This is a genomic window from Lacisediminihabitans sp., from assembly GCF_036404185.1.
Lineage (GTDB): Bacteria > Actinomycetota > Actinomycetes > Actinomycetales > Microbacteriaceae > Lacisediminihabitans.
This window is the reverse complement of record NZ_DASWPB010000016.1, coordinates 13,733-31,927: the sequence shown is the minus strand read 5'-3', so window position 1 is coordinate 31,927 and position 18,195 is coordinate 13,733. Positions and strand designations below refer to the sequence as shown.

Annotated in this window: 16 protein-coding genes and 1 tRNA gene; 13 read left to right on the top strand and 4 right to left on the bottom strand. The window is 66.4% G+C overall.

Features of this window, described 5'->3' with window-relative positions:
- Positions 1–145 precede the first annotated feature (145 nt).
- The 11 genes from proB (at position 146) to VGC18_RS00955 (ending at position 9,088) form a co-directional block, all read left to right on the top strand.
- Positions 146–925: a glutamate 5-kinase gene (proB, locus tag VGC18_RS01005; protein WP_331093303.1), complete on the top strand. Its 780-nt coding sequence runs from the start codon at positions 146–148 to the stop codon at positions 923–925.
- A gap of 188 nt (positions 926–1,113) precedes the next feature.
- Entirely contained in the window at positions 1,114–2,382 is a 1,269-nt protein-coding gene (locus VGC18_RS01000; protein ID WP_331093302.1) for a glutamate-5-semialdehyde dehydrogenase, read from the top strand.
- A 53-nt stretch (positions 2,383–2,435) separates the two neighbouring features.
- Positions 2,436–2,636: a hypothetical protein gene (locus VGC18_RS00995; RefSeq protein ID WP_331093300.1), complete on the top strand. Its 201-nt coding sequence runs from the start codon at positions 2,436–2,438 to the stop codon at positions 2,634–2,636.
- Positions 2,637–2,645: 9 nt separating this feature from the next.
- On the top strand, positions 2,646–3,248 hold the full coding sequence (gene nadD, locus VGC18_RS00990) for a nicotinate-nucleotide adenylyltransferase (RefSeq protein WP_331093297.1): 603 nt from the start codon (positions 2,646–2,648) through the stop codon (positions 3,246–3,248).
- A gap of 77 nt (positions 3,249–3,325) precedes the next feature.
- Complete coding sequence (locus VGC18_RS00985) at positions 3,326–4,786, top strand: hypothetical protein (protein ID WP_331093296.1); 1,461 nt, start codon at positions 3,326–3,328, stop codon at positions 4,784–4,786.
- A gap of 48 nt (positions 4,787–4,834) precedes the next feature.
- Positions 4,835–5,212: a ribosome silencing factor gene (gene rsfS, locus VGC18_RS00980; RefSeq protein ID WP_331093294.1), complete on the top strand. Its 378-nt coding sequence runs from the start codon at positions 4,835–4,837 to the stop codon at positions 5,210–5,212.
- Positions 5,213–5,231: 19 nt separating this feature from the next.
- A complete protein-coding gene (locus VGC18_RS00975) occupies positions 5,232–6,200 on the top strand; it encodes a hypothetical protein (RefSeq protein WP_331093292.1) in 969 nt (322 codons plus the stop codon).
- Between the two features lie 128 nt (positions 6,201–6,328).
- Entirely contained in the window at positions 6,329–7,318 is a 990-nt protein-coding gene (locus VGC18_RS00970; protein WP_331093290.1) for a methionine ABC transporter ATP-binding protein, read from the top strand.
- Complete coding sequence (locus VGC18_RS00965; protein ID WP_331093288.1) at positions 7,315–8,067, top strand: methionine ABC transporter permease; 753 nt, start codon at positions 7,315–7,317, stop codon at positions 8,065–8,067. Before VGC18_RS00970 ends, VGC18_RS00965 begins: the two co-directional genes overlap by 4 nt.
- A gap of 19 nt (positions 8,068–8,086) precedes the next feature.
- The gene (locus VGC18_RS00960; RefSeq protein ID WP_331093286.1) at positions 8,087–8,905 is read left to right on the top strand and encodes a MetQ/NlpA family ABC transporter substrate-binding protein; all 819 of its coding nucleotides are present in this window, start codon (positions 8,087–8,089) and stop codon (positions 8,903–8,905) included.
- Positions 8,906–9,011: 106 nt separating this feature from the next.
- Positions 9,012–9,088 (top strand) — tRNA-Ala (locus VGC18_RS00955).
- 162 nt (positions 9,089–9,250) lie between these two features.
- Here VGC18_RS00955 and VGC18_RS00950 read toward each other — a convergent pair.
- Positions 9,251–10,729 (bottom strand): carboxylesterase/lipase family protein, encoded by a 1,479-nt coding sequence (locus VGC18_RS00950; protein ID WP_331093284.1) that lies wholly within the window; start codon positions 10,727–10,729, stop codon positions 9,251–9,253.
- A gap of 125 nt (positions 10,730–10,854) precedes the next feature.
- Between VGC18_RS00950 and VGC18_RS00945 the strand changes: the two genes are divergently transcribed.
- On the top strand, positions 10,855–11,460 hold the full coding sequence (locus VGC18_RS00945) for a helix-turn-helix domain-containing protein (protein WP_331093281.1): 606 nt from the start codon (positions 10,855–10,857) through the stop codon (positions 11,458–11,460).
- A 25-nt stretch (positions 11,461–11,485) separates the two neighbouring features.
- On the opposite strand, the gene VGC18_RS00940 is transcribed toward VGC18_RS00945, so the two are convergent.
- The 3 genes from VGC18_RS00940 to VGC18_RS00930 form a co-directional block, all read right to left on the bottom strand.
- Complete coding sequence (locus VGC18_RS00940; RefSeq protein WP_331093279.1) at positions 11,486–14,563, bottom strand: glycoside hydrolase family 2 TIM barrel-domain containing protein; 3,078 nt, start codon at positions 14,561–14,563, stop codon at positions 11,486–11,488.
- On the bottom strand, positions 14,563–15,852 hold the full coding sequence (locus VGC18_RS00935) for an MFS transporter (protein ID WP_331093276.1): 1,290 nt from the start codon (positions 15,850–15,852) through the stop codon (positions 14,563–14,565). Before VGC18_RS00935 ends, VGC18_RS00940 begins: the two co-directional genes overlap by 1 nt.
- 301 nt (positions 15,853–16,153) lie before the next feature.
- Positions 16,154–16,771, bottom strand: a complete 618-nt coding sequence (locus VGC18_RS00930; protein WP_331093274.1) for a helix-turn-helix domain-containing protein — start codon at positions 16,769–16,771, stop codon at positions 16,154–16,156.
- Between the two features lie 97 nt (positions 16,772–16,868).
- On the opposite strand from VGC18_RS00930, the gene VGC18_RS00925 reads away from it, so the two are divergent.
- A complete protein-coding gene (locus tag VGC18_RS00925; RefSeq protein WP_331093272.1) occupies positions 16,869–18,164 on the top strand; it encodes an MFS transporter in 1,296 nt (431 codons plus the stop codon).
- Positions 18,165–18,195 lie beyond the last annotated feature (31 nt).

The following is an 18,195-nucleotide window of genomic DNA, read 5'->3' as shown; positions in this document are numbered from 1 at the left end:
AGACACGACGTGAGCACTATCTCGAGAAGATGGATGCGAAGGCAGCCGCACGCGCAGAACTCGTTCGCGAGCGCGAAGCGGGCATGTGGAACGACGATGAGGGTTTTGCCGTAGCCACGAAGGACTCCGAGGCTGGCACCGCAGAATGAGTCGACGGCAGGTGCTCGAGGCCCGACGAATCGTCGTCAAGGTGGGGTCGTCATCCATCAGTGGCGCGAATGTCGGCCAGATCGAGCCGCTCGTGGATGCCTTGGCCGCAGCCCACGCTCGGGGTGCAGAAGTGATCCTCGTCTCCTCCGGTGCCATCGCCACCGGGATGCCATACCTCAAGCTCGATTCGCGCCCTACCGACCTCGCCACGAAGCAGGCTGCTGCGGCGGTCGGCCAGAACGTGCTCATCTACCGTTATCAGGACAGCCTCGACCGCTTCAAGATCGTCGCAGGGCAGGTGCTCTTGACCGCCGGTGACCTCGAGAACCCCACTCACCGTGGCAACGCTCGGCGTGCGATGGAGCGACTTCTCGATCTGCGAATTCTCCCCATCGTCAACGAGAACGACACCGTCGCCACCCAGGAGATCCGGTTCGGCGACAACGATCGCCTGGCCGCCCTCGTCTCGCAGCTGGTGCATGCCGACGTGCTCGTTCTGCTGTCGGATGTCGACGCGCTGTACACCCGCCCGCCCGCCGAGCCCGGCGCCCGCCGCATCGACATCGTCCCGTTCACGGACGATCTCGCCGGCGTCGAGTTCGGGGACATCGGCTCGGCCGGCGTCGGCACCGGGGGAGCGGGCACCAAGGTCGCCGCCGCCAAGCTCGCGGCCGCGTCGGGCACGCCCGTGCTGCTCGCCTCCACCGGCCAGGTCGCCGCCGCCCTGAACGGCGAGCACCTCGGCACCTGGTTCGAGGCCGCCACCGCCGAGTGAGCGTGCCGGTTCGCCTCTCTCGCTCTCGCTCTCTGCGCTCGCTTGCCTCGCCGAGTTGGCGGTTGTGGCTGGCTGGGTCGCTGCCAGGTCGCCACTACTGCAGAGTCGATGCCTGAGCACGGATGCGCGCGTGCCGCAGCCCGCACGCGGCCTCGAATTACCCCGGGTGCTCGACGTAAACTTGCCCCATGTCTGAGACCGCCGTCGCCACGCGCACACTGACCCAGAAGCTGGTCGCCGCCAGGGACGCCTCGATCGTCCTGGCCACCGCGAACGCGGCGCTCAAGAACCGGGCGCTCGAGGCGATCGCCACGGCCGTCATCGGGAACGCCGCGCAGATCATCGAGGCCAACGAGCTCGACCTGGCGGCCGGTCGCCAGAGCGGAATGAGCCTCGGCCTGCAGGACCGCCTCCGTCTCGACGAGAAGCGGCTCCGCTCCCTCGCCGAGGCGGTGCGCAGCGTGGCGGCCCTCGTCGACCCGGTCGGTGAGTCCGTGCGCGGGCGCACACTGCCGAACGGGCTGATGCTCAGCCAGGTCCGGGTGCCCTTCGGCGTCGTCGGCGTGATCTACGAGGCCAGGCCGAACGTGACGGTCGACATCGCCTCCCTCGCGCTCAAGAGCGGCAACGCGGCCGTGCTCCGCGGGGGCAGTGCCGCCGAGAACACCAACCGTGTGCTCGTCGACATCATTCAGGATGCGCTGACCGGCGTTGGGCTGCCGGGCGATGCGGTGCAGACCATCGACGAGTTCGGGCGGGAGGGCGCCAGGCAGCTCATGCAGGCCCGCGGCCTCGTCGACGTGCTCATCCCGCGGGGGAGCGCCGAGCTGATCAACACCGTCGTCCTCGAGTCGAAGGTGCCGGTGATCGAGACCGGAGCCGGTGTGGTCCACGTGTTCCTCGACGAGTCCGCCGATGCGGCCTGGTCGGTCGACATCGTGCAGAACTCCAAGGTGCAGCGGCCGAGCGTCTGCAACGCCCTGGAGACCCTGCTCGTGCACGAGGCCGCCGCCGAGCGACTGCTGCCCTCCGTACTGGCGGAGCTGCGGGCATCCGGTGTCACCATCCACGGCGACGAGCGCACCCGGCGGCTGTTCCCGGATGCGATCCCGGCGACGGACGAGGACTGGGCGACCGAATACATGTCGCTCGACCTCTCGGTGCGGGTCGTGAGCGGGCTCGACGAGGCGATCGAGCACATCCGGAGGTATTCGACCCATCACACCGAGTCGATCGTCACGGGCGATCTGGGCAACGCGGAGCGCTTCCTCGCGGAGGTGGATTCCGCGGTCGTCATGGTCAACGCCTCCACCCGGTTCACCGACGGCGGGGAGTTCGGCTTCGGTGCCGAGGTCGGCATCTCGACGCAGAAGCTGCACGCGCGCGGGCCGATGGGCCTCAGCGAGCTGACGAGCACGAAGTGGATCGTGCGCGGCGCCGGCCAGGTGCGGGCCTGAGACGCAACCCCCACTAGGCTTGTCTCCCAGGTAATCGTCACGAGGATTGGTGGATGTCGTTGCTAAGCACGATCGTTCAGGCCGCTGAAGAAACGAAGAACGCCCTGGTCTTTCCCGCCTGGGTCTTCCCGCTCATCGCCGCCGTCGCCTTCATCTTCCTCGGTCTGATCGTGTGGAGCTTCCGCGATGTCGCGAACCGGCACAGCCAGAAGACCGGCGGATCGCCGGCGAGCGGGCACACGACCGACCACTAGGCCGGACAGGTGACGGACAGCGGGCAGCGCCGCCCCAGGATCGGCGTCATGGGCGGCACCTTCGACCCCATCCACCACGGGCACCTCGTCGCCGCCAGCGAGGTGGCCCAGTCCTTCGGCCTCGACGAGGTGATCTTCGTGCCGACCGGCCAGCCCTACCAGAAGCCGGGTGCGACCAGCAGCGAGCACAGGTACCTGATGACCGTGATCGCGACGGCGGCCAACCCGCGGTTCACGGTGAGCCGGGTCGACATCGATCGCACCGGGCCGACCTACACGATCGACACGCTTCGAGACATCCACGCGGAGCGCCCGGACGCCGAATTGTTCTTCATCTCCGGAGCGGATGCCATCGCCCAGATCCTCGAATGGAAGGACGTCACCGAGCTCTGGTCGCTCGCGCATTTCGTAGCTGTGTCTCGGCCGGGACATCTGCTCACTATTTCCGGATTGCCGGAGTCGGAAGTAAGCTTGTTGGAAGTGCCCGCGCTGGCGATCTCGTCAACCGACTGTCGCAGCCGGGTGAGCCGGGGATTCCCGGTGTGGTATTTGGTCCCGGATGGTGTCGTTCAGTACATCTCCAAACACCACTTGTATCGGAGTCTGACATGACAGCCTGGCAAGATCAGCCGCCCATAAGCAGGCGACAGGTTCGGCGGAACGAACGCGGTGAGTCCGCGGAGTCTCCGGTGACCGTTGCCCAGGATTCGCAGCCGACGCCCTTCGGCTCGTTCGCCCGCGAGGGCTGGGACACCGACGCCCGTCGTGCGGCGCAGGATTCCCAGAAGGACGAGACCCCACAGCCGGAGGCTCGACCGGAGGCGGGCCGCCGAAGCGGTCGCCGGGCGCAGAGCCCCGCCCCCGCCGCGGAGCCGCTCAACGCCGAACCGCTCAACTACATCACCCAGTCCCGCCCCCAGGTGCCGAGCTACGACGGACCGTCGTTCCGTAGCCGCTCGATCTCTGCGGTACCGGACCGGCAGGAGCAGACCGACGAGCCGCAGAGCCCCGCGCCCTATCGTCTCCGCGACTTCAGCCCTGAGGGTCGTCGTTCCGCGACGATCTCCGGCTCCACGGCCCCCTCCGCTTCGTCCGGCGAGCTCGACTACCACACCCAGAACGTCGCCCCGGTGGCCCCGGTGGAGATCACGTCGGTCGAGACCAGCTCGGCCGAGGCCAAGCCGGAGCACCTGCTCACCCGTCGTGAGCTTCGTGCGCTCGAGCAGCAGAGGTCCGGTGGCGCGCAGCAGTTCGACGCTCCCAGCCATCACAGCTCCACCGTGACGGAGCCCATCCGTCCGCGTAATCGTGAGCACGTCGCTCCCGCGGACGAGACGCCCGTCTCGACGGTGGAGGAGCCGTCGAGGTTCCCGCTGTTCGTCGCGCCGAACGAGCAGACCGTCGAGCCTCAGCCGGTGGAGCCGGAGGTCGCGACCTCCGAGCCCCGGCAGGAGCCCGCCCGGGTCGCCGAGCGGGAGACCGAGGCGGAGACCGTCGAGCCGGCGGACAAGGCCGAGGCCGCGTTCGATGCGCTGCTGTTCCAGCAGCCCGTGCTCGACGAGCAAGCCCCGATCGACGCCGAGCCCGTCTCCGCTCCCGAAGACCTCGAGCAGAAGCCCTTCGGCCTCTCGCTGAACACGCCGGAGACTCCCTCCGCCTACACCCCGCCCGTTGGCCACTGGTCCACCCAGGCATCGATCGACGACGACGAGCAGGTGCAGGAGAACACCTTCAGCCGCAACGTCGCCGCCAGCGGGGCGCTCCCGACGAGCGCTCTCGTGCTGCCGTCGATCCCGACGATGGACGACCTCCTGAGCCCGTTGAGCAGCACGGGGGAGATCCTGGTCACCGGATCGATCAACCTGCCGAGCAGTCTCGGCACCACGGGCGCTCTGCCCGCCCACTACGACCACTCCGACGTGGATGCCCTGCTCGCCGAGGGCGACCGGGAGGACGAGTCCGATCCCGATTCCGCCCCCGTCCGGGCCATCCGCGCCGTGAGCACCCATACCTCCACCGGCCCCATGATCGCGACGGTGAAGCCGAAGGGCAACAGCCGCCTGCCGATGGTGCTCGCCGTCTCCGCGGCAGTGATGGCCGTCGGCGTCGTTGTGCTCTTCGTCGCGGGAATGATCTTCAAGGTCTTCTAGACCCGTGACCGCCTCCCTGTCTTCTTCCCCTCTTCACCAAAGGACCCTGTGACCGCGACCGACCACGCCCTCGAACTGCTCAGGATCGCCGCTGCGGCGGCCGACTCCAAGCAGGCCGACGATCTTGTTGCACTGGACGTCTCCGGGCCGCTTCCGCTGACCGACGTCTTCCTGCTCGCCACCGGTCGCAACGAGCGCAACGTGGTGGCCATCGCCGGCGAGATCGAGGACAAGCTCATCGAGAACGGCGCGAAGCCGCTTCGCCGCGAGGGCAGGGCGGAGGGACGCTGGATCCTGCTCGACTTCGGCGACCTCGTTGTGCACGTCTTCCACGAGGAGGACCGCATGTACTACTCGCTCGAGCGTCTCTGGAAGGACTGCCCGGTCATCCCGATCGATCTGCCCGTCCACGAGAGCGCCGACTGATCCGACCGATCCGCCCCACATGACCCTTGCCGAGCTTCCGAGCTGGCGCGGGCTCGCGGACGATCCCGGCCGGGTGCTCGCCCTGATCGATGCCTGGGCGACCGGTGCGGCGATGGCCGAGCTCGTCGCGGCGTTCCACGGGACGCTGCCCGAGGCATCCGGAGAGGCGGTCCTGGCCTGGCTGGACGGGTTCTCGGCCGAGCACTGGGACTTCCGCGCCGGTCATGAACGCAACTTGGCCACCCGGCCGAGGCTCGACGACGACCAGGAAAGGCTCGCCCTCTCCCTGGCCGCGCCGCTCGGCCTCGCCGACCGGACGGCGCCGTCCGCCGACCACTACGACGTGGTGCTCATGACCGGCGGGATGATCCGCGCGGGTCTCGTGAAGCCCCGATTCGTCGCCGAGCTGATCGAGGCAGGGCTGTCGGTCGACCGCGTCGTGTTCCTGGGCGGGTTCCGACCCTTCGCGGGCGACGAGCTCGGCCTGCGCGAGGCCCTGGGGGTCGCGGGGGACAACGAGTTCGATGCGATGGTGGCCGGCATGGACGCGGCCTTCGGACCGCTGGGCGCCCCGGAGGTCGACGAGTTCGTGGGGGACGGCCAGAATGCCTCCTGGTGCGAATATCGCTGGGAGACGCCGCTCGGACGGTTCGCGGTGCTGGCCGCTCCGTCCTCGGAACCGTCGCGCCGGCGAGCGAACTCCGCGGACACCTTCGAGTTCTGGGCGCGCCATCGCCGGTGCGCCGGCGAGGGCTCCGCGCTCGTTGTCACCACACCGATCTACGTGCCCTACCAGGGGGCCGCCGCGGTCGAGATCCTCGGCCTCAGCCACGGCTTCGCCGTGGAGACGGTGGGCACGAGCGATCGCGCGGCCGACCTCGGCGAGCTGAGCCAGGTGTTCCTGCCCGCGCATCATCTGCAGGAGCTGCGGTCGGCCATCCGGGCGATGCGGTCGCTGCGGGCCGCCGTGCGGTCTCGCCGTCCTTAACACAATCGGTAACACTCATTTGTGGAGTCGTTCTCCGCTTGACACACTCGGAGGAGTGCCGCCCTTCGCGGCCTCCTTCCGTCGCCCGATGTCGCGTGACCTCATCCACCTCAGCGCACCGGGCAGTCATGATCACCCTCAGCAACCTCACCAAGACGTTCGGTCTCGGCCCTGGCCTCGTCCGCGCGCTCGACGGCGTGAGCCTGGAGGTCGCCGAGGGCGAGATCTTCGGCGTGGTGGGCCAGAGCGGGGCGGGCAAGAGCACACTCATCCGGTCGGTCAACCTCCTGGAGCGCCCTGACTCGGGAACGGTCACCGTCGCCGGACAGGAGCTCACGGCGGTCACGGATGCGCAACTCCGGCTCGCACGACGGAAGATCGGGATGGTCTTCCAGCACTTCAACCTGCTCACGAGCCGCTCGGTGCGCGGCAACGTCGAGTTCGCCCTCGAGGTGGTCGGGCTGGAGCGCCGGGAGCGCCGTCGTCGGGCCGACGAGATCCTCGACCTGGTTGGGCTCACCGACAAGGCGGATGCCTTCGCGAATCAGCTCTCGGGCGGCCAGAAGCAGCGGGTCGGCATCGCCCGCGCGCTCGCGGCCGAGCCGAGCGTCCTGCTCTCCGACGAGGCGACCTCTGCGCTCGATCCCGAGACGACCCGCTCGATCCTCGACCTCGTGCGCACCATCAATCGGCAGCTCGGCCTGACCGTGCTGCTGATCACCCACGAGATGGACGTCGTGAAGACCATCTGCGACTCGGCGGCGCTGCTGGAGCGGGGTCGCATCGTCGAGCAGGGGCCGCTCGTCGAGCTCATCTCGAGGCCAGGATCCCGGCTCGCCCGCGAGCTGTTCCCGCTCGGGGAACTGCCGGAGACGACGGGCACCGTCATCGAGATCACCTTCAGCGGCGGAAGTGCCGACCGGCCGGTGATCGCCCAGCTCGCCCGCACCTACGGCCTCGACGTGAGCATCCTCGGCGCCGTCATCGAGACCATCGGCGGAACCCAGGCGGGCAGGACGCGGCTGGAGCTGCCCGGCACCCCCGAGCAGAACGCCGCGCCCATCGCCGACCTGCGCGCCCAGGGGCTCCTCGTCGAGATCGCGGGGGAGGCCCGATGAACGACATCACCGCCCCCGGCTTCTGGCCGGAGCTGTTCGGCAACGTGCTCACCGGCACCGGCCAGACGCTCTACATGGTGGGCATCGCCCTCGCCGTGACCATCATCGTCGGGCTTCCGCTCGGGATCGTGCTTGTGGGCACGGAGCGCGGCGGACTGTTCGAGTCGCCGTTCGGCTCCCGCACCGCCGGCGTGGTCGTCAACCGGGTGCTCGACTTCGTGGTGAACCTCGGGAGGTCGATCCCGTTCATCATCCTGATGATCGCGGTCATCCCGTTCACCCGCTTGATCGTCGGGACCTTCATCGGCTCCACGGCCGCCACCGTGCCCCTCTCGCTCGTCGCCATCCCCTTCTTCGCCCGAATGGTCGAGATCTCGCTCAAGGAGATCGATCCCGGTCTCACCGAGGCGGCGCAGTCGCTGGGGGCGACGCGCTGGCAGATCGTGCGCAAGGTATTCGTCCCCGAGGCGCTGCCCGGCATCGTGCTGGGGCTCGCGACGACGATCACCTCCATCATCAACTTCTCGGCCATGGTCGGGGTCGTCGCCGGCGGCGGCCTCGGCGACGTCGCCTTCCGCTTCGGGTACCAGCAGTACAGCACCCCGTACATCGTCGTCGTGATCGTCGTCATCTTCATCATCGTGCAGGCGCTCGCCACGGCCGCGGCGATCCTGGCGCGCCGGCTCTCCCACACCGCCGTGCGCCGCACCAGCCTGCGCTCGCTGCTCGTCTCATCCACCCCCGAATAAAAACCACCAGAGGAATCACATGAGAATCTCCACCCGCATCGCCGGCGCAGCAGCCGTCGTCGCCGTCGCAGCACTCCTGTCCGCCTGCTCGTCGAGCACGCCGGCGGCCGACCCCACCGTCAAGAGCCTCGGCACGGTGAACGTCGGCGCGCTGCAGACCCCGGCGGGCGACATCCTCAAGTTCATCCAGGACAATCTCGCGGCCGATGCCGGACTCACCGTCACATTCACTCCGTTCACCGACTACAACACCCCGAACACCGCCGTGAGCGACGGCTCCATCGACGCGAACCTGTTCCAGAACCAGACCTTCCTCGACACCTACAACGCGGCCTCGCACGACGACCTCGTGAGCGTCGGGAAGGCCTACCTGCCGACGGCCGCCTTCTACAGCGACAAGCTGAAGAGCCTCAAGGATCTGAAGAAGGGCGCCAAGATCGCCATCCCCAGCGACCCGACGAACGAGGGACGGGCGCTGAAGATCCTCGCCTCGAAGAAGCTCATCACCGTCGACGACAACCCGACCAAGCTCAGCGACATCACCGCGAACCCGTCCAAGTACGACTTCGTGGAGATCGACAACGCGACCCTCGCCCAGTCCCTGCCCGACGTCGACACCGCCTTCGTGACCATCTCCTTCGCCCTGCCCGCCGGGCTCACCTCGAAGCAGGCCATCCTCATCGAGGGAAGCGACAGCCCGTACTACAACGTGCTGGCCACGACGAAGAAGCTCAAGGACGACCCGCGGATCAAGGAGCTCTACAAGCTGCTGCTCGACCCGAAGACCTCGGCATACATCGAGAAGACCTGGGGAGGCCTGGTCGTCCCCGTGAAGTAGGGCAGACAGCCCGGTCGCGTCCTCTGTGGTTGGGATGGGCTTGTCTTGTGTAGTAATCTTGTCAAGTTGTCTGGCTTGTTGGCCCGGTCAGTTTGCTGGACAACATGGGTCCATGGCGCAGCCCGGTAGCGCACCTGCATGGCATGCAGGGGGTCAGGGGTTCGAATCCCCTTGGATCCACCATTTGATCGACGTTGAAACCCTGCCCCCCTGATCGTGGGGCAGGGTTTCTTCGTTCCGGTCGAGGTTGGTCTTGGCGGGAAGCCTGGTGGCCGGTCGCAACGCCGGTGGCGGATTCATTCCGTCGAAAAGGCCGGATTGACTGTCGCTGGACGACCCTGGCGCTCAGCGGCGTCCCGCCCACGCGTGGCGTTCGGCTCCTGCGGCGTCCGGCACGGTCCCGGACATCTTGTCGAATACCATGGTCGGCCGCTCGGGTCGCCGGTAGGTGTCCCACCCGGGCTCGCCGCTGATCACGAACTCCGTCCATGCGCGGTGCATCGCCGCAGCGACCTCTCGAGGAGGATTCTCCCCGAGAACGCTCCGCGACGCCCCGCCAGCCGACAGGATCGCGTCGAGGTCGTCGTGCACGAAGGGCAGTTCGATGGCGTGGACCGCGCCCTGGCCCGCCGGCAGGTGCTGCGGTTGCCAGCGGAACTCGTAGAGCCACGACGGCGCATCCCTGGTTTCGAGGAGGCGGATGGTGGGGATGCGGAATGCCCAATCCGTCCAGGCCGCTTCCGCAAGGGCGCCGTCACTCACGATCTTTCGTGTTCCATGGCTGTACGACCGGCGCAACTCCCCATCCACATGCAGGGCCCGGAGCACACCCCGCTCAAGCCGCGACCCGAGCACGGGGACAGCGCTCAGCGCGGCGACAAAATCTTTCGTCTCATTGTGGACCGTGCCCGCCAGCAAAGGCACGTCGGACGACGAGGGACTGGCAGCGAGAGGCGAGAGCGGCAGGAATTCTGTCCCGTGCACTATGCGGAACGGTGAGATGAAGAGCGGATCGCGCTTGCCTCCCAGGAATCGGAGCAGGAAACGTGTCATCAGCGAGGGTTCGAGGGCGACCGTGCGCTGCCACGGTACCGTCGCGAATGCCGCCCTGGTGGGCGCGATACGCAACCGCCGCGCGACCTGCCGGGTGAAGGTCAATGCCTCTTCAGCGTCGATGGAGGCGACCGGACATCCGCTCTGCGATATTGCCTGTGCGAATAGACCTCGAGAAGCGGGGATCACGAGGTGGCTCATCGTACTGACACCGCCGCCGGACTGTCCGTAGATGGTGACGCGGGACGGATCGCCGCCGAACACGGCAATGTTGCGGTGGACCCACTCGAGCGCGGCGACCTGGTCACGAAGGCCGAGGTTGTCGGCGCCGTCCTCGAAATACAGGAATCCCTCGATGCCAAGTCGATAGTTGATGCTGACGTGCACAATGCCGGCACGGGCGAACGCGGCACCGGCGTATCCCGGCGATGATCCGGCTCCGCTGACCAGGCCGCCGCCGTGGATGTGCACCATCACGGGCAGTGCGGCAGCGCCGAGTTCTGGCGTGCGGATTTCGAGCGTCAAACAGTCTTCGCCCACCGCGGTCGGCGTGTACGCACCGCCGAAAGCGTCCGGTCGGCTCAGGGGTTGCGGGGCTGCGGGGCCTGGCTGCGTTGCGTCTCGCACACCGTCCCAGGGCTTGGGAGGCCGGGGTTTGGCGAACCGTCGCTCACCGAACGGCGGCGCGGCATACGGCACGTTCCGGAATGTGTAAAGCCCGTCCGTCTCCAGTCCGTCGAGGACCCCGTATTCTGTCGTGACCGCGGTCATTTTTATCCTTTCAACGTCAATGGGTGATCAGGTGTGGGAGACCCGTGAGCACTACTGCCCCTTAGGTAGGCTCGTTGCGATCCGATCAGCGTTCCGGCTTGATCTGACCATGAGCGGGAGGAATCGTGGACACGTCTGAAGAGGAAACCCCTCGGCCTCCGCGGAGTGGTTACGCCAACGGTCGGGCGACCCGTGAAGAGATCCTGGACCGCGCGGCGGATGCCTTCGCGGTGCACGGATATCACGGTGCGTCGTTGCGCGCGATTGCGCGCAGCGCGAGAATCGATCACTCCACCCTGCTGCACCATTTTGAGGACAAGACGGCGTTGTTGCTCGATGTCCTGCAATGGCGAGACGAATCGGCGGGCAGAATCCTGGCCGGACTCCCGACCACTGCGCGGGACCTTCGCGACGAGGTGGCTGCGCTCCTTCAGCACAACCGGTCCATCCCTGGGCTCGTTCAGTTGTATGCGGTGCTCATGGCCGAGGCTGCCACGGACGGGCATCCGGCGCGCCGGTTCTTCCAGGAGCGCACGAAGCGGATGGCGGCCCTCTGGGAGGACACGGTCCGGAGGCTCCGAGCGGAATCCGCTCCCCAGGACCTCCATGAAAGAGTCCTGGCCTTCTTGGCGCTCTGGGAAGGACTTCAGGTCTTTGACGCGGTACACCCAGGCCAGCTCGACATCGCCCATGTGCTCGACGGGGAAGTGGTGCGGCTCCTGGAGGCCTGAACGAAATCGAGCCGGCTCTCGACGGCTATCCATTCGAGGTTCCGTGGGGCACCGTCTCGAGCATCCAGGACCACTCGTAGTCGCCGGGTCCGACGCGGTGCTCCGCGGCGACATCGGGGCCGGCCGATGTCGTTCCGAGGCCGCGTTGGGCAACATCGAGGTGGACATACGTGAATTCGCTGGCGGGCAGTTCCCAGTTGTGGTGGCTCGCGGCGAGTTCCGCTGTTCGGTGTCGGGCGACGCCGACCTGGTGCGGCTGGTCGAGGCTGACCCGTATGGTCGGGACCTCGGACCCGGAGAGCTCGATCCACCAGGTGTCGGCTCGCGACCCATTTTCCTGCGGCTTCAGGTACGGGACCGCGAGTTCGTCGATCGGGGCCTTCCAGCGGCCCAATCGGGCCGAGTGTTTGCGATCGGAATACGACTCGTGTGGTCCCCGTCCGAGCCACGTGGCCTGAGAATAGCCCTTGGGCAAGGCGAGAGTGGTCCCGATTCGCAGCAGTCCTCCCTGTCCCGGGGGGACCTTCACTCGCTCGTGCACGATAATCGCACCGCTCTGCAGCTCTCCGATCCGGCGGGTGTGGTCGATCGTCACGTCATCGGCGCGCAGGGCCGTTGCGACCGTGACAAGACCCTGATGCTCGACAACAGAGAGGAGTGTGCGTGTGGGGTTTGAGAAGCCGGTGGTGACGAATCGCCCGAAATGTACGAGGGCGGCGTCGTTGTCGGTGGGCGCCCGCCAGAGCTCGATCTCCGGATCGGCCAGGAGAAGCGGGGATCGGATCCGTCCCTCGTCGTCGATCGTTCCCGCACTGAGCGGTCCCGGTATCGGCAGTTCACGGGTCGGCGGTGTCTTGACGATCGGCACCTGGATGCGGGCGAGCGCTGTACCCGTGCTGGCCCATGCAGACTCGGCGGCGAGTCGAACCGTGAAGGTGAGTCCGAGGGCGTCTGGACGGGTCAGAAGGTCGAGCAACTCGGCGGGGATGTCCACGATCGCATTCGTGCGCGGTTTGACTGACGGCATAGGCACATCGAACTCGCTGCTCTGGCCATTGAGCAGATCAACACCTGCGGTCACCCGATAGTGGGACGAGTCGACGTAGAACTGACGATTGCGGACAACAACCCGTCCGGTCTGGAGCTCGTCGATCGTCGCGGTGAAGTCCAGGGGGGTGAAGATCCGACGGACCTCCTCCATGGCCGGATGCGGCGAGCCGTCAGGGAACAGCAGTCCGTCGATGCAGAAGTTTCCGCTGTTCGGGATGTCACCAAAGTCTCCGCCGTAACGGAAGCGGCCGTCGCCGTCGGGGTCGAGGCCATGATCCGTCAGCTCCCAGATGAACCCGCCCTGCAGGCGATCTGTCGACTCGATCACCGCCCAGTATTCGTCGAGTCCTCCGTTGGAGTTGCCCATGGAGTGGGAGTACTCGCACATGATGAGGGGGCGGTCACTGCGAGGGTCGGCGGCGTAGATCCTCAGCGCCTCAGGCGACGGGTACATCGGCGCGACGATGTCGGTCACCGAGCGCCCGGAGTGCCAGTCCACGGCGATCGCCCCCTCATAGTGCAGCGGCCTCGACGGGTCGAAGAAGCGCAGCCACGCGGCGGCTGCGTCGTGATTCGCCCCGTATGCGGTCTCGTTCCCGAGCGAGTAGATGATGACGCTGGGGTGATTCGCGTCACGTCTTGCCATGCGTGCCACGCGATCCACGAACGCGGAGGTGTACCGGAGATCATTACAGATCGTGGTGGAGAAGTTGTGGGCCTCGATATCTGCCTCATCGATGACGTAGAAGCCGTACTCATCACACAGGTCGAGGAAGGCGGGATCGTTGGGATAGTGCGAGGTACGAATCGCGTTGATGCCGTGCTGCTTGAGCAGGCGCAACTGACGAGCGATCTGGTCTCGCGACACGGTGACCCCCGTCCGAGAGTCGAAGTCGTGCCGGTTAACTCCCTGGATGAGCACCGGTTGCCCGTTGACCAGGAGATCGCCGCCCAACACGATCACCTCGCGGAACCCTATCCGGTACTGCGCACGTTCGACCACTCCACCGGCGGGGTCGATGAGGAGCACCTCGAGCTCGTAGAGGTGGGGAGTCTCGGCGTTCCACCTGCGGACGGCCGGAAGCTGCAGGTCGATCACGGCCTCGCCGATCGGCTCCGGGGTGAGCAGGATCTCACGCACCCGTGATGCTATTTCCGTGGCTGCGTCCCTGGGTGCGCCGGCTGCGCGGCGGCTGGTCAGGTCGAACACGTCGAAATCGGCAGGGAGGTCCGGCAACGCCGCAGAGGCCTGCAACTCGTCCGGACCGGCGCCTTGAGCTGGTGCGGCGCCGGGGGCGGAGACCTTCGCAGCGTCGGTGATGCCGTCGATCGTTGCCCTGATGTTCCAGCCGGCCTCGAGGCGGCCGTCCGAGCGGCGTACCGTGGCACTGACACGACAGGTGCCTCCCGGTCCGTCCGAGGCGATCTGGACTCTGGTCTGCACATCCGCCAGATAGACGAGATCGGTGGCGTAGAGGAAGACCGAGCGGGTAATGCCACCATGCCACCACCCGTCCTGATTCTCGATGAACGATGCATCCGAGAAACGCACAACACGAAGAACGAGCTCGTTCTCGCCCTCAACGAGCGCCTCGGTCACGTCGAACTCGTTGGCGAGCCGGCTGTCCTTTCCAACACCGATGGGTCGACCGTTCACCTCGACCATCAGGGTGCTGATCGCGGCACCGACGTGCAGCACGACGCGTTTGCGGCGCCAGCCGTTCGGAACGGCGAAGGTGCGCCGATATATTCCGGTGGGATTGTCCTCCGGCGGAAGCGGCGGTAGGGAGTCAAAGGGCACGCGCTGGGCGGTGTAGATCGGAATGTCGCCCTTGTCCTGCATGGTCCATGCTCCGGGGACGACGCATGTCGTCCAGGCCTTCGGCCGTTGCTCGTCCGTTGGGCGCGAGAGGAGTTGGAAGTCCCAGATCCCATCCAGGTCAAGTCGCTCTTGATGCGTGATGGAGTGTGCCTCGACACGCCCGATGCCGGTGATCTCTGGCCGCGCCCAGGGACGCAACCATGCCCAGTGCTCGTTGACGGGGATCGGCATCAGCGCACCTTTCGAATCGGGATGACACAGAGTGCCCCGACCACGGTGAGGACCAGCGCGACGAGGAAGAGGCCCTGGTATCCGCCAGTGAGGGTCACGATCAGTCCAGCAATCGCGGGGGCCGCGATCTGCGGGACCGCATTGGCGATATTGGCGATGCCGAGGTCTTTCCCCGCGTTCTCCTGCTTCGGCAACACCTCGGTTATCAGGGCGTTGTCCACTGCCGTATAGCACCCGACGCCGAAGCCGCTCACCAGACCGAAGAGGACCATTCCGGCGCTGGTTGGCAGAGCGAAGGGAATCAAAAGAGCGATGCCAAGCACAAGCGTGGAGATGAAGACGAACGGTTTCCGTCGCCCGATACGATCGGACAGGGGCCCACAGATGAGCATCGAGACCACCGAACCGCCCAGCGATGCCACCGCGATGATCGGGACCACCGCTGCAGCGCCGGTACCCAGACCGATGTAGTCCTGCAGGATATAGAGCTGATACAGGGCGACGCCGAAGTAGCCGAGCAGCAGCGTCATCCGCGCCATGAACGCCCAGAAGAAATCCGGGTGTCGGAGCGGGTTGATCCAGAAGCCGCGCAGGAAACGACCGAACCGGAACGCATCGCGTGGTTCCTCACGATTCGATGACTCCGGATTGACGAGCACAAAAAGCACCATCGTCAACAGCAGGATGCCCGCGAGGACCACGTATCCGGCCATCAGAGCGTTGGCGGCGATGAACGCGGCTCCGTAGAAGCTTCCGATCAGGGAGCCGACCACCATACCGAGGCCCATGACGGTCGATGTCGTGCCACGCAGCCGAGCCGGGACGCGATCGGGGATGACCGCCTGCAGCGGCGCCTGGGACATGTTGACAAACAACTGCACAGCGCACCATGACAGGGCGATCCAGATGAGGGCATTGGACGTTCCCAGCAGGATCAACGCGAAACCGCCGAGAAGGCCGCCGAGGATGAGAAACGGCGAGCGCTTTCCGATCCTCGTGCGTGTGCGGTCGGAGAGCGTCCCCCATATCGGTTGGACAACCACCGATACCGCAGCCCCCACCGCGGACACCAGTGCAAGGTTCGCGACCTTGCTTGCCGGGTCGATCCGTTCGATCTGCGTCGACATGAGCAGGCTCAATACGGAGCCCCAAACGAGAGAAATCGCCATGTTGCCGGTCAACAGGGTGGTGAGAAGGAGGGCGAATCTCCGCGGGCGCCGCGCGCTGAACCCGTTCTCCGTCTTGGCACCGTCTGGAGTCTGTCCCAATGGTGAAGCTGCTTTGCTCATCACGTCCTCGTGCTCGTCTCTGAGCGGCCGATCTGCCGTCCGACAGATTCTACGTCAATCTACACCACATGGTGGAATTTGTTGCGAAAAATGGTGAGCGTCGAGAAGGCAGGCGACAGGCCCGGTCATCCGTGCACCGTGAACGTGTCCACGTCAGGGCAGAGAGGTCTCCTCGTGGACGGCGCGGCAGATCACCTCCATCAAACCTGAGGCTCGCCAGATCACCTGATGGGCCGTTGTGGCAACGGACTCCGGGTGGCTCCGTTCCCCGCGGCGGAGGCTACGGGCGGGAGCCCCCTCATCAGTCGCCAGGAAGCGGAGCCGGCTCGACAATCGCTGGTAATGGCGGATTCTCACCGTGGAGCATGGACAACGTTCGGCGAAAGAACTCGTACGGCGTCTGGCTCTGGTCCAGGCGGTCGTTTTCGCCCGCCATCTCGACCACCATGGTGGAGGTCCGAGCGGCGGCAGCGGCCCAGAGCGGGTCGGCATCCGCGCCGAGTCGGGCGAGGACCGCCTCTTCAAGTAGCGTGCGTTGCCGATTTCGGAGATCCCAGAGGCGGGCGCGTGGTCCAGACGCAAGATCGATTTGGGCACTCAAACGGCGGATCGCTGCTCGGTCCTCCTCCGAGCGGTCCAGCACGGAGGAGATCGCGTGGGCGAGAGCCGTCGGGACGTCTTCGTCGGGAGGGCGGGAGGCGAAGGACGTGGCGAGCGCGCCGATGCCCTCCTCGATGGGGGCGAGCAGGATCGCATCCTTGTTCTCGAAGTACCGATAGACGGTCGAGACTCCGACCTCGGCCCGGTCCGCAACCTGGTCGATGGTGGCGGCTTCATAGCCCACCTCTTCGGCCAGGCTGAGCGTTGCCTCATATATGGCGTACCGGACGAGGCGGGCCTTCTGCTCTCTTAGTCCCATGGGCATCATGATAGCAAACCGCGAAATCTTCTTAATTTGATAAGTGTTCCCAAAATGGTTAGCCTTCCAATAATCTCACCACGAAGGAGTGTGTCCCATGACACAGGAGCGTGTCGCCCTTCCCGTCGAACCTGGAGCGGTGAAAGCCACCCCGTTCGGTCGTTTCGTTCCCGCCCTCCTGTTGTCGCAACTCGGGTTCTGTGTCGCGCTCGTGACGCCGCTTCAACTCCTGCTGGCGCTGCACCTGAACGCAATCGCCGGCGCCGACGCTACTACCGCGTTCGGGATCGTCACGGGGTTTGGAGCCCTGGTCGCGCTCCTCTTCAACCCCATCGCCGGTCGCGTCTCCGACCGCACCAGAGCACGACTCGGACGCCGTCGGACCTGGATACTCAGCGGTTCGCTCGCCCTCGCTCTCACGCTCATCGCGATGAGCGCGACAACTCAGGTGTGGCAGGTTGTCGTGCTGTGGTGCCTGGTGCAGGCGGCAGCGAATTTCCAATACGCCGCGAACAACGCGCTCGTGGCCGACCAGGTGCCGGCGGCCCGTCGAGGCGGAGTGTCCGGGCTGGTCGGATTCGCTGCCTCGGTTGGGCCCATTGCGGGCATCGCCCTCGCCAATACCGCGCCGGCGGGCAGCTCTCGGCAATGGATCATCGTGGCTGCGGTCGCCGTGGGCGCAAGTCTCTTGGCCGTGGTGCTGCTGCGCGATCCCCGGAGCACGGCTCCCAAGCCGCCCCTCGACCTACGCACGATACTCAGCACTTTCTGGTTCAATCCGCGGCGCCATCCCGCCTTCGGATGGGCGTGGCTGACGCGCTTCCTCATCATGTGCGGATACGCCAGCGGCGGATACAACACCTTCTTCCTCATGCAGCGTTTCGGGTATGACGAGCATGACGTCGGGGGGATCGTGCTAGCCATCGGCATCGTCTCCGTGCTGTGCGTGGCAATCACGAGCATCGCCGCCGGATATCTCTCCGATGCGGTCAAGCGGCAGAAGCCCTTCGCGATCTTCGCGGGGATCGCGGTCGCCGCGGCACTCGTCATGATGGCGTTCGCCCCCGACCTCACCATGGTCTTCGTCGCCTCGATCCTGCTCGGGCTCGGTGCCGGGTCGTTCCTCGCCGTGGACCTCGCGCTCTGCGTTCGCGTGCTGCCGAACGAAGAGGAGGCAGGAAAGGACCTCGCGATCATCAACATCGCCAATTCGCTCCCGCAGTCGCTGGTGCCGTTCTTCGCGCCCATGCTGCTCGCCCTCGGAGGCTTTCCCGCGTTCTTCCTCACGCTGGCGGTGGTCGCATTGCTCGGTGCCGTGGCAGTCATCCGCATTCCCGAGATCGGCTGCGAGCATCTCACTGGTCGCTGGACGGCCCCGATCACGCGGGCCTGACGCCCGCACGACGAATCAGAATCACGCGAGA